This window comes from Mycolicibacterium austroafricanum (assembly GCF_902705885.1).
Classification (GTDB): domain Bacteria; phylum Actinomycetota; class Actinomycetes; order Mycobacteriales; family Mycobacteriaceae; genus Mycobacterium; species Mycobacterium vanbaalenii_A.
Genome location: NZ_CACSIP010000053.1, coordinates 18,851 through 30,446 on the forward strand (window position 1 = coordinate 18,851; position 11,596 = coordinate 30,446).

The 11,596-nt window shown below is 68.1% G+C and carries 13 protein-coding genes and 1 pseudogene; 2 read left to right on the forward strand and 12 right to left on the reverse strand.

Features of this window, described 5'->3' with window-relative positions; translation table 11 throughout:
- Position 1: 1 nt before the first annotated feature.
- The gene (locus BEMPMBAN_RS27940) at positions 2-1,510 is read right to left on the reverse strand and encodes a carboxylesterase/lipase family protein (RefSeq protein ID WP_200846144.1); all 1,509 of its coding nucleotides are present in this window, start codon (positions 1,508-1,510) and stop codon (positions 2-4) included.
- Between the two features lie 73 nt (positions 1,511-1,583).
- On the opposite strand from BEMPMBAN_RS27940, the gene BEMPMBAN_RS27945 reads away from it, so the two are divergent.
- Positions 1,584-2,282 carry a hypothetical protein gene (locus BEMPMBAN_RS27945; RefSeq protein WP_159234738.1) on the forward strand — a complete coding sequence of 233 codons (699 nt, stop codon included), beginning with the start codon at positions 1,584-1,586 and terminating at the stop codon, positions 2,280-2,282.
- 2 nt (positions 2,283-2,284) lie between these two features.
- Here BEMPMBAN_RS27945 and BEMPMBAN_RS27950 read toward each other — a convergent pair whose 3' ends face one another.
- From BEMPMBAN_RS27950 to BEMPMBAN_RS27965, 4 genes are all read right to left on the reverse strand, one after another.
- The gene (locus BEMPMBAN_RS27950; protein ID WP_159234739.1) at positions 2,285-2,863 is read right to left on the reverse strand and encodes a DUF3159 domain-containing protein; all 579 of its coding nucleotides are present in this window, start codon (positions 2,861-2,863) and stop codon (positions 2,285-2,287) included.
- A 156-nt stretch (positions 2,864-3,019) separates the two neighbouring features.
- On the reverse strand, positions 3,020-3,727 hold the full coding sequence (locus BEMPMBAN_RS27955) for a hypothetical protein (protein ID WP_159234740.1): 708 nt from the start codon (positions 3,725-3,727) through the stop codon (positions 3,020-3,022).
- 80 nt (positions 3,728-3,807) lie between these two features.
- Entirely contained in the window at positions 3,808-5,031 is a 1,224-nt protein-coding gene (locus BEMPMBAN_RS27960) for an alpha/beta hydrolase (protein WP_159234741.1), read from the reverse strand.
- A 68-nt stretch (positions 5,032-5,099) separates the two neighbouring features.
- Positions 5,100-5,453: a hypothetical protein gene (locus BEMPMBAN_RS27965; protein ID WP_425295017.1), complete on the reverse strand. Its 354-nt coding sequence runs from the start codon at positions 5,451-5,453 to the stop codon at positions 5,100-5,102.
- 131 nt (positions 5,454-5,584) lie between these two features.
- Between BEMPMBAN_RS27965 and rbpA the strand changes: the two genes are divergently transcribed.
- Complete coding sequence (gene rbpA, locus BEMPMBAN_RS27970; RefSeq protein ID WP_159234743.1) at positions 5,585-5,920, forward strand: RNA polymerase-binding protein RbpA; 336 nt, start codon at positions 5,585-5,587, stop codon at positions 5,918-5,920.
- A gap of 30 nt (positions 5,921-5,950) precedes the next feature.
- Here the strand turns inward: rbpA and BEMPMBAN_RS27975 are convergent, their stop codons facing one another.
- The 7 genes and pseudogenes from BEMPMBAN_RS27975 to BEMPMBAN_RS28005 all read right to left on the reverse strand — a co-directional run.
- Positions 5,951-6,757: a polyprenol monophosphomannose synthase gene (locus BEMPMBAN_RS27975; protein WP_159234744.1), complete on the reverse strand. Its 807-nt coding sequence runs from the start codon at positions 6,755-6,757 to the stop codon at positions 5,951-5,953.
- Positions 6,754-8,445 (reverse strand): apolipoprotein N-acyltransferase, encoded by a 1,692-nt coding sequence (lnt, locus tag BEMPMBAN_RS27980; RefSeq protein WP_159234745.1) that lies wholly within the window; start codon positions 8,443-8,445, stop codon positions 6,754-6,756. The genes BEMPMBAN_RS27975 and lnt overlap by 4 nt, the downstream gene beginning before the upstream one ends.
- Complete coding sequence (locus tag BEMPMBAN_RS27985) at positions 8,438-9,973, reverse strand: amidohydrolase (RefSeq protein ID WP_159234753.1); 1,536 nt, start codon at positions 9,971-9,973, stop codon at positions 8,438-8,440. Before BEMPMBAN_RS27985 ends, lnt begins: the two co-directional genes overlap by 8 nt.
- Before the next feature lie 44 nt (positions 9,974-10,017).
- Positions 10,018-10,545, reverse strand: a complete 528-nt coding sequence (locus tag BEMPMBAN_RS27990; protein ID WP_159234746.1) for an FxsA family protein — start codon at positions 10,543-10,545, stop codon at positions 10,018-10,020.
- A 33-nt stretch (positions 10,546-10,578) separates the two neighbouring features.
- On the reverse strand, positions 10,579-10,989 hold the full coding sequence (locus tag BEMPMBAN_RS27995; protein WP_159234747.1) for a PPOX class F420-dependent oxidoreductase: 411 nt from the start codon (positions 10,987-10,989) through the stop codon (positions 10,579-10,581).
- A 4-nt stretch (positions 10,990-10,993) separates the two neighbouring features.
- A complete protein-coding gene (locus tag BEMPMBAN_RS28000) occupies positions 10,994-11,377 on the reverse strand; it encodes a PPOX class F420-dependent oxidoreductase (RefSeq protein ID WP_159234748.1) in 384 nt (127 codons plus the stop codon).
- 50 nt (positions 11,378-11,427) lie between these two features.
- Positions 11,428-11,596, reverse strand: a pseudogene (locus BEMPMBAN_RS28005) (HNH endonuclease); the annotation flags it as partial.

The following is an 11,596-nucleotide window of genomic DNA, read 5'->3' on the forward strand; positions in this document are numbered from 1 at the left end:
CTCACCTGGCGGCCAGGGAAAACCCCTCCCACGCCAGCCGTCGCTGCGCGTGCGGATCGAACTCGACGCGCCGCCGTCGATCCAGCACCAGCACCGCACGCTCGTCGCTGGTGTATCGCGGCCAGTCCGTTCCCGGCACGCCGTGGTCCGCGAACGACAGCCAGCGCGCCTGAACGTCGTCGCTGACCTTGCGCCCGGCGCGCAGATCCACGCCGGCACTGAGCAACATCCCGAACCGGGACCGGTACAGGTCGAACACGGCGAACAGTTCAGTGGCGTGGGTGGCGCCCATACCCGCCAACTGCAGCGCGCGGGTGGCGAAGTCGAAGCGGTAGACGTAGGTCGGCGCATGTGCGCTGTGTGCCTGGGCGATCTGCCAGACCGCCGAGCCGAAGATGAAATCCGCTCCCAGCCGGACGCACGCCGCGGCATCGGGATAACCCGGGTAAGCGGCGGTGATGCGTTCCCGGTCAACGGGATGGGCATGAGACAGCAACTGTTCGATCGCTGCATGTGATGTCGGAAGCAGCTTGAGGAATCGGGTGAACAGCCTGCCCTCATCGGCGTTCGTACCGACGATCAGCGGCACGCGGTGTGCGTTGCCCGCCCGCATCGCGTCCACCGGATCCTGCGGCAGGTAGTCGGTTCCCCATGTGGGCCCGATCGCGAACGCGCCCATCATGTGCTTCTGACCCTCGACGATGAGCCGTTCCAGAACCCTCACCAGATCGGCGGGCCGTGCCGTCAGCAGGGCCTGAGCCGCGTCTTGCTCGCTGACCTGCAGCTGAGCGGCGAACCGCTTGGCGTAGTCGGCGGCGACGTCGGCACTGCGCACCATGCCGGTGGGCGGGCTCTCCGAGATGGCTTGCGCGAAAAGCCCCTTCGCGTCCGGAGTGGCCAGCAGCGTGGTAACCGCGTGGGCGCCGGCACTCTCGCCGAAAATCGTCACGTTGTCCGGGTCGCCGCCGAAGACCGCGACGTTCTCCCGGACCCAGCGCAGCGCCATCACCAGGTCACGCAGGAACAGGTTGTCGTCGATGGTGGTCTCAGGGGTGGACAGCGAGGACAGTTCCAGGCATCCCAGGGCCCCGAGCCGGTAGTTCACCGAGATGTACACGCATCCCTTGCGGGCCAGCGACGCACCGTCGTAGATCGGTGTTGCCGAGCTACCGAGCATGTACCCGCCGCCGTGGATGAACACCATGACGGGCAGCGGTTGCCGGGTGGGTTCTGCCGGGCTGACGACGTTGAGGGTCAGGCAGTCCTCGCTCATCGGCTGATAGCGACCGGGCGCGAGCAGGGTGTACATCCGTTGTTGCGGCGAGCAGTAGCCGAACCCGTGGCAGTAGCGCACCCCCGGCCACGGCTGCACCGGTTGTGGGGCGCGGTAGCGCCACCGGCCGACGGGCGGACTGGCGTAGGGAATCGACCGCCACCGATGGACCCTGTCACGGGTGAAGCCCTCGATCATGCCCGAGGCGATCTTCACCCGGACGGTGTGCTCGTGCATTCTGCTGACGGTAGCGAACTCCTGCCCGGCCCGCCTGACCAGGTAACGCGTGTCGAGCCACTAGCCTGACTGGATGCGGATTGCAGGCCTGATAGCGGCCACTGCGCTCGTGGCGGCCTGTTCCCAGTCGGTGGGAGGCGAGGCCGAACCGTCGGATTCCGTCTCAACCGCACCCCCCAGCAGCACGTCGAGCACCCCGACAACCCCACCGCCGACCGCCGCCGCCGACCGACCACCGGGGGACAGCGCGCCGATCGAAGAAGTCATCGCCTGGATCGAGGCCGGCACCGCCACCGACCCGGGCGCCTTTCACGAGGCCTATCTCGATGGCACGATCACCCGCCTCGGGGACGACATCGCGTTCACTGCGCCGTCGGGCGCATCCGGCGAGACGACGCAGTGCCTGACCGATGCAGCGTACAACGAGGGCGCCCTGACGTGCCTGGTCGAACTGGCCTCCCCCGCGCCCCGTCCCACCGGCGCCGAGGGCATGTGGAAGCCGGGCTGGATCGATTATCCCGGGACGAACGTGCAGATCGGCTCCCTGCGCGGCGATCCCGGCCCGTTCATCAAAGGTGTCGGGCCGCTGCTCGCCGACGGGCAGACACTGGCGTTCGCCGACAATCGCTGCCGCAGCGATGCGGCCGGTCTGTTCTGCGTGAACTACGCACATCGGTCGGCCGTCCAGATCAGCACCGACGGCGTCGTGCCGTTCGGCTGCCTCGTGTCGGTGCCGCCACCGCCGCAGACCGGGGCGATGTTCAGCTGCTGAGCTCAGGCGGTCTCGGGGCGGGCCCTGTCCCTGGCTTGCCGCGGATAGATCTGTGTCATGCCCACGGCCCCGACGATCACCACGACGGGGATCACGGCCTTGGTCCAGTGCACCGTCGCCGGCGAGGCGACCGCAACATAACCCAGTACCGCGATCAACGCGAACACCAGCGCCCACATCAGGGTCAGCACCTGGTTGGTGCGCCGGAAGGCCACCGTCTCCCATTCCTCCCGTGGCGCCGAGGGCGGCGCATACTGCGCGGTGAACGGCTCGAACGCCAACGACCCCAGCGCCATCACGGCCAGCACCCCGCTGGACAGCGCGGTCGCGTGGGTGTCCATCCAGTCGCGGTCCTGCGCGCCGACGATGGCGGCCACGATCGTCACGCCGATGAAGAACACGACGGTGACGATGTCGAGCAACCGCAGTTCCCCGAACCCGGCCGACACGCCCATGATCAGCACTGCGAGCACCGCGCAGATCGCGCCGAACATCCATGTGCTCGGCCCGTCGGCGACCACCCAGTAGATGATCCACGGGACGAAACCGACGAACGGACTGCGCTCGAACCAAGCCTCCACCCCTCAGCTTCTACCTCATCAGGGTGCCCGGGCGACACTTTTGCGGAACGGGTGCACGACAAAGCGGCCAGGACGGCAGGACGAGTCACCGTTCAGTGACGTGATGTCCCACCGGCCTGGCCGCGAACGGTCGATCGGCGTGAGGTGCGCCGCGGGTCAGCCGAACCGGGTCGTCCCGGTCATCAGCGACGGGGTCACCGGGGTGCCGTTGATGCTCGACTGCGGGCGGTTGTTCGGGAATTCGATCGGAGCCGCGGGCCCGAGGTTGCGCCGGGGGCGGACGTCGTTGCGGACATCGAAGTCGCTGAATTCGTCCAGGTTGAACGGATCGAAGTTGCGGTCGCCTTCGGAGAAGCCGCTGAACTGGACCCCGGTCGCCGAGCCGTCCGGCCGCACCACCCAGGAGGCGCGCACACCGTCGGCCTCGGCGGTGTACATCCCGGCCAGACCCGACACGGCATTGGCGGTGAAGTCGTATTCGACACCGTCCATCATGACCTCGCCGGTGGCGACGTCTCCGTCGATGTCGGCTTTGAGGGTGTCCCGGAACTTCGACTTGATGTCGATCGCGCCGGCTGTCTGGTTGCCGAAGAACCATGCCTCGTCATCGGTTCCGTTGCACGCGTACGCGGCGACTTCGGAGCCGTCGACGCTGATGCCGATCGTCATCGTCTCGCCGCCGGGGGCCGTCATGTCGGCCATGTAGCGCGCCGAGGCCGGAACCTCGGCGGCGGTGGAGGTTTCCGGCGGAGCCGCCGGCGACGACGTCGCCTCCGTCGATGAGCCGCCCGAGCAGCCCGGCACCAGGCCGAGAGCGAAGAGCGCGCCGATTCCCACGATCAGGGGTTGAATGTGTTTTTTCATGAGATCAGGATGGCCGCGCTGCCGCTGCGGTGCATGAAGATTGCATGGAGATTGTGGGGAGATCGGCCCGGCCGGTGCGTTCAGACCGCGAGGAACGTCTCGACCTCCTCGCAGAACACCCGCCACGCCGGTTCGTCGGCGGTCAACAGGTGGTTGTTGCTCGACAACGCCACCAGGTTCGAATCCGGGATCAACGCCGCCAACTCCTCGCCGAAGCGCATCGGGACCCGATGGTCGTCACGGGAGTGCAAGATCAGCGTCGGGCACTGGACCTGGCCGGCCTGGTCGCGAACGTCGATGCGCCCGAACTCTTCCAGGAACCGGACCGCATTCTCCGGAGAGGTCGTGCGGCGCTGCAACTGGTCGAACGCGGCCCAGTCAGCCCGCGTGCCGTCGGGAATGAACTGCGCCGCGAACACCTGCCGGAACGCCGGATCGTCACGGCCCCACCCGACCCTCGCCAGGTCCAGATCCAGGGCAGCGGCCCGCTTTTCGTCCTCGGTCATCGCGCGCACGGCCCGACCTCGCGCATAGGCGCCTGACAACACCAACCGCGTCACCCGCTCGGGATGGCGTGCCGCGTAGGCCACCGCCACTGCGCCCCCCTGGGACACCCCCAGCAAGGGGAACCGTTCCAGACCGAGCGCCTCGACCACCGATTCCAGATCGGCCACCCAGTCCTCGAAGCCGAACTCCCCCGCGTCCCAGTCCGATAGCCCGCAACCTCGCTCGTCGTAGCGGATGAACTTGTGCCGCAACGACATCTCACACACCCAGTGCCGCCACACGGGACTCTCGGTGTCGTAGCCCAGGTGGGTCATCCAGTTCGCCGCCCGCACCAACGGGGGCCCTTCGCCCGTGACGGCGTAGGCCAGCCGCACACCGTCAGAGGCACGGCAGAACGCGATGTGCTGGCGCGGCAGTTCGGGTTCCGGCGGCGGCGGGGGTTGCTGTTCGGGGTCGGCGCGCAGCGTGCCGACGAACTGGTACCCGCGGCCGCGGACGGTGCGGATGTAGCGCTGCGACTCCCCGTCATCACCGAGTGCTCGCCTGACCGCCTTGATCCGGCTGGTCAGCGCTGCCTCCCCGACGAACCGGCCACCCCACACCGCGTCGAACAACTCCTCCTTGCTGACGAAGCGCTCGTGGTTGCTCACCAACTGGGTCAGCACGTCGAAAACCTGGGGTTCCACCCGGATCACCGTGTCGCCGGAGCGCAGCTCGTAGCGTCCGGTGTCGAGCACAAAATCGTCCCAGCGCCACGAACGTGACGCCGCAGCAGAAGTTGGCTCAGCGCTCGACACGGGTCACCTGAACCCTCGAAAGACGTAGAAAGGCGGACAGATCGCGATAAGCGTACCGCTGGCCGAGCTCACCGCCAGCCGTCAGCGGCCCTGGCTACCTGCATCAGCGCGTCACAGAGCGCACGCAGTTCGGTGCGGTCGGCCCCTTCGTCGATGGCGGTTGCCATGTCCTCGGCCGCACACCTGAGCTGATACACCCGGTCGGACAGTTCAGCGGCTTCCTCGGCGCTGAGCACCACCGAGTCCGGTGCCACCGAGGTGCCCTTGATCTGTGCCCGCTGCTCGTAGGCCCGCTGCCGGCAGGACTGCCTGCAGTACTGCCGTCGCCTGCCGAGCCCGGCGTCGGCGACTTCACGGCCGCACCACCGGCAACTCTGGGGACGTCGTCTACGGGTAGTGCTGGGGGGTGCCTGAGGCGTCACGGACGTCACAAGCCCGACTGTAAACCGCGGGTCGCACCTATCCCGGTATCATCGAAGGTCGCGTCGGGAACTCTACGAGGGACCTCTGCGTTGATTGAGCCGGACGAATTGCGTTTATTGAGGAGTTGACGATGGCTGATCGTGTCTTGAGAGGCAGCCGCCTCGGAGCCGTGAGCTACGAGACGGACCGCAACCACGACTTGGCGCCCCGTCAGGTCGCCCGGTACCGCACCGACAACGGCGAGGAATTCGACGTTCCGTTCGCCGACGACGCCGAGATCCCCGGCACCTGGCTGTGTCGCAACGGCATGGAGGGGACCCTGATCGAGGGTGATGTCCCCGAACCGAAGAAGGTCAAGCCGCCGCGTACCCACTGGGACATGTTGCTGGAGCGTCGCTCGGTCGAGGAACTCGACGAGTTGCTCAAGGAGCGTCTCGACATCATCAAGACCCGCCGCCGGGGCTAGCCGGAGGCCGCGGCTGACGCACCAGCGGCGTCAGCGCACGATTCCGCGGGCACGATCGATGCGGGCCCGCACCCCCCACTGCGCGACCTTGACGATCGCCTCGCGGATCGTCGACCCATCCATCTTCGATTCGCCGTGCTCACGTTCGGCGAAGGTGATCGGCACTTCGACGACGGTGAATCCCGCGTTGATCGACCGCCACGTCAGGTCGACCTGGAAGCCGTAACCCTTCGAATCGACAGCCGACAGATCGATCTTCTCTAGCACTTCGCGCCGATAGGCGCGATAGCCCGCCGTGATGTCATGGACATCGACGCCGAGCAGGATGCGCGAATAGCCGTTCGCGGTGCGCGACAGCAGGAGCCGGCGCCGGGGCCAGTTACGCACCTGCCCGCCGTCGACGTAGCGCGAGCCGATCACCAGGTCGGCACCCTGGTCGATCGCGTCCAGCAGGCGGTGGAGTTCCTCGGGGGCGTGGCTTCCGTCGGCGTCCATCTCCACCAGCACCGAGTACTGCCGGTTCAGTCCCCACGCAAACCCGGCGAGATACGCCGCGCCCAGGCCTTCCTTCGAGGTGCGGTGCATGACATGAACGCGGTCGGGATCGGCCAGCGCCAACTCGTCGGCAAGCGCGCCGGTGCCGTCCGGGCTGCCGTCGTCGACGATCAGGACGTGCACCTCAGGAGCCGCGCTGTGCACCCGGGCGACGATCGGCGGGAGGTTGTCGCGCTCGTTGTAGGTGGGGATGATGACCAGCGTCCGCCTACTGGGACGCTGAGCCGGGTCCTGCTCCGGGCGGTGTGAAGGGCTTCCGGGGATGCCACCGGGGACGCTCATGTGGCTCCTTTGCCGTCGTCGGCGGTCCGTCGCCGACCCCTTGATCTTGTAGACACGAATGATCCATTGTGCAGCATCGCGCCGAGCAGCCCGGCGACACCGACGCCGATGAGCAGGGCCTCGACCAGCGGGCCGAACCGAGTCGCCGGTGTCAGCGACGTCTTCAACCGGATCTGCTTGTCGAGATAGGCGGGTTCGAAGAACTCGGTGCGGGCCAGCTCCCGGCCGTCGGGAGCGATGATCGCGCTGATGCCGACGGTTCCCGCAGCGACGACGAAGCGATCGTGCTCGACCGCACGCAGCCGGCTGAACGCCAGATGTTGCTCACTCATCGCCTCGTCGAAGGTGGCATTGTTGGTGGGCACGGCGAGTACCTGAGCGCCGTTGCGCACCGACTCGCGCGCCGCCCGATCGAAGATCACCTCCCAGCAGGTGGTGACGCCGACCGGCACCCCGGCGGCAGTGACCACACCGCTGCCCTGCCCGGGAATGAAGTAACCGGCGCGGTCGGCGTACGGCGACAACCGACTGAAGAAGCTGCGCCACGGCAGATACTCGCCGAAAGGCTGAACGATCTGCTTGTCATGGCGATCGGTTGGACCGGTGCCGGGATTCCACACGATCACCGTGTTGTTCGACACCGGGTTGTCCCGTGAATAGCCCGGTGCGGCGACCACGCCGCCGACCAGGATGGGGGCATCGATCGCGGCGGCGGCGGCGGAGATCTGCTGGGCAGCGTCCTGGTTGGCCAACGGGTCGATGTCCGAGGAGTTCTCCGGCCACACGACCAGCATCGGCTGGGCTGCCCTCCCCGCCCTGACGTCCTCGGCCAACCGCAGCGTTTCCCGGACGTGGTTGTCGAGCACGGCTCGGCGCTGCGCGTTGAACTCCAGGCCGAGCCGGGGAACATTGCCCTGTACCGCTGCCACCGTCACCGGCGCGGCATCACTGCCACCGGCACCGGACTGGCGGACCTGCGGCCACGCCAACGCGGTCGCCAACAGCACCAGGCTGATGCACAACCCCGGGACAATGACGGCGGGCGGCGCCGCCGCACGGGTCGCGGCGTCCCGTCGCCACCAGCCGATGACCTCCAGCGTCATCGCCGCGACGGCGAACCCGGTCAGCGTCACCGCGAAGGAGACCAGCGGGACCCCGCCGAAATGTGCCAGCGGTAGCAGCGGGCTCTCGGACTGCGAGAATCCCACGACACCCCACGGGAAGCCGCCGAACGGCACCGTTGACTTGAGCCATTCCTGGGCCGACCACAGCCCGGCGAACCACAGCGGCCAACCGGGCACCCGGCGGACCAACACCGCCAAGCACGCGAAGAGCGCAGGGAACAACGCCTCTGTAAGGCTGAGCAGCACCCAGGGCAGGGCGCCGACCAACCCGCTGATCCAGGGCAGCAACGGCAGGTAGAAGGCGAGTCCGAACAGCAACCCGTAGCCCAGACCGCCCACGGCGGTGGTCGAGCTGCGGGTCAGCACCCAGCCCAGTAGGGCGAACGCCAGGATCGCGGCGTACCACCAACCGAACGGCGGGAAGCTCAGACACAACGCCAGACCTGCGGCGATGGTGGCGCTGAGCGCGGGTAGGCGGTCCAGCACGGCCCGCCCGAACCGCGACATCCGCGACGGCTGCCCGGTGTCGGGGTCGGTGGTCGCGAGTTGGTCGGCGTCAGCCATGGATGACCGCACCTCGGTGCACGGTCTGCCTGCACCGCGGCAGACGGTCATCGAGGCTCGGTAGCACCGGCACCCGGGAACGCGGGTCGGTGGACCAACGCGCGACCGAATCGGCGGGGGCGGCCACGTCGAACCCGTCGGCCTCCCAGATGGCGTAGGAAGCCGGTGCGCCGGGCACCAGGGTGCCCATCACACCGTCCCGCACGCCGCCCGCGCGCCAGCCCCCACGGGTCGCCGCCGCGAACGCGGCCCGGGCCGAGATGGCGCTGCCGGGGGTGTGGTGCATCGTCGCGGCACGCACGGTGGCCCATGGGTTCATGTCGGTCACCGGGGTGTCGGAGCCGAAGGCGAGTGGCACGCCTTGGGATGCTAACAGCGCGAACGGGTTCAACCGACTGGCGCGATCGTTACCGAGCCGCTGCGCGTACATCCCGGCGTCGCCGCCCCAGAGCGCATCGAAGTTGGGCTGCATGCTGGCGATCACCCCCCAGTTGCCGAGCTTGGCCGCTTGTGCGTCGGTGACCATCTCGAGGTGCTCGAGGCGGTGCCCCAACCGTGCCACCGCGACCTGGCCGAATCGCTCGACGACGGCTTCCAGCGCCTCGACGACGGCCGTCACCGCCGCATCGCCGATGACGTGGAACCCCGCAGTGACGCCCGCCGCGGTGCAGGCCGAGAGGTGGGCGGTGGCCGCTTCAGCGCTGAGATAGCTGTTGCCGGTCGGTGCCGGGCAGCACTCGGGGGCGTCGGCGTAGGGCTCGTGCAGCCAGGCGGTGCGCGAGCCCAGCGCACCGTCGACGAACAGGTCGCCGGCGAGGCCGTGGGCCCCGGTCTTCTCGACCAGCTCCCGCGCCTGCCCGGCATCGGTGACCTGTTCACCCCAGTAACCGACCACATCGACGCCGTGTTCGAAGGCGCGCAGTTCATCCCAGTCGTCGAGGCCACCGATGTTCGGACCCGCACATTCGTGGACGGCCACGATGCCGGAGGCCGCCGCGGCGTCGAGCGCAGCCTGCCGGGCATCGCGTCGCTGGCCCGCGCTGAGGCCCTCGCGCGCGGCCCGGCGTACCAGGTGGTGCGCGTCGGCGGTGAGTGGTTCCCGGTCGCCGACACCTGCGGCGCGCCGCAGCGCCGTCGACGCGGCCGCCGAGTGCACGTCGACGCGGGATAGGTAGGCCGGCCGGTCACCGACGGCGGTATCCACGTCGGCGGTGCTCGGCGCCGCACCCTCCGGCCATCGCGATTCGTCCCAGCCGTGTGCCCAGATCACGCCGTCAGGCCGGGAGCGAGCATACCCGGCGAGCAGGTCCAGGCAGTGCCGTAACGACGTGGCCTGACGCAGGTCGAGTCCGGTCAGTGTCAGCCCGGTTGCGGTGGTGTGTACGTGGCTGTCCACAAATGCCGGGGCGACAAAAGCGCCGCCGAGGTCGGTCACGGCGGCACCGGGAAACTGCCCGCGACCGACGTCGTCGCTGCCCAGCCAGACGACCACGCCGTCGCGCACGGCCATCGCGGTCGCGTCCGGCATGGAGGGGCTGTGCACCCGTCCGTTGAGCAGAAGGGTGGTGGTGGTCACTCCGGGAGTCGGGGTCGTTCGACGTGGGTCGGATTCGTGACGTCTGTGACATCGGTGACATCGGTGACGTCGAGGACCTCGCCGTCGATGTAGTCACCTCGGCCCTGCCGAGACGACTGACCTGCCCGCGCGCCGGCAGCGGCGCTGCCCATGGTGCCGACACCGACGATCAGTGGGGCCCGGCGAGCGGCCATCGCGGTGACGAGCGGACGTGCCACCTTGCGGGTGGGTGGGAGCAGCAGAAGCGCTCCGAGGACAGAGCTGGCCAGACCGGGAATCACGACGAGCACCGTACCCAGTGCGACCAGCAGGCTGTCGGTGACTGCCCCCTGGGCGTTCGCCGCGGTGAGCCCAGATTGCAGCCGCCGGATGTGCCGGCGCACCTGTGAGCCTGCCAGCACGAGACCGACCAGGAACACGCCGGCGATCAACAGCACCGTCCAGCCGAAGCCGATCGTCGACGCCAACGCGACCAGCACGGCCAGCTCAACCACCGCATAGAGCAAGAACAGCCTCATCGCCATGTCCTGCCAACGGCCGGGCGGCGCTGAAGGTTCCTAACCCTGCCCGCCATCGGGCACGGCCTCGACCTCGATTGCGGCGTGCACCTTGTCGACGCCGCCGCGTAGCAGCGCCTGCGGTACCCACCACCACGCATGCCACCAGTAGCGCCTGGTGACCATGTCGAAGACCCGGCGGGTCTCGGATTTCGGCAGATTTCGGGCGATCGCCTCAACGGGTTCACCTTTGGGCTTGCCCAGGACACCACACTTCTGGATCGTCACCCGCGGGGTGTTGTTGATCCGCTTGGTCTTCCAGGAGCCGTCGTCGGTACTGATCACCAGCTTGTCCCCGTCGGGCACACCCCATACCGGGGTCGGCTTCGGCCGCCCGTCCTTGGTGAACGTGGTCAGCAACAGGTACTTCTCGACGTAGACGTCTTTGAACGTGGGAGCCGACTTGTTCATGCGGTCAGTTCACCGGTCTCAGTTCGAGCGTGACGTTCTTCTCCATGCCGCCACGCAGCTTCGAGAAGAAGTTGAAGGTCTTGCCGAGCAGGCCGTAGCGCCTGCCGAGTGCGTCGTAGGTGGCGCCGTTGGTCGACTTGTCCAGGATCGCCGCGGTGGCCTCGACCGCCTCGCCCTTGGGCTTGCCACTTCGATCACACTCGGCGATGGTCACCCGCGGGGTGTTGCGGATGCGCTTCACCTTCCAGGATTTCTCCTGTGTGATGGCGATCAGGCGGTCACCGTCGACGACGGCCCAGATGGCAGTCGGCTTCGGTCTGCCGTCCTTGGTGAATGTGGTCAGCAGGACGTACTCGGATCCGGCGACATCGGCAAAAGTGGTGGCCATGTGCCCAATGTAGCGGCCACCCGCTGGCCACCGACGTGCCCGACTCGGCGTCAGGCGGCGTCGAAAGTAACCAGGTCGATGCTGAGTTGGCCTTCGATGAGGCTGAGTCGTCGGCGTACTGGTGGTCCGGGTAGTGGTGGGGCGGTGGAGTGGTAGACCGCGCCGGTGGGGGTGCGGTATTCGGCGTGGTGTTCCCCGTCGATATCGGTGGTGCTGACC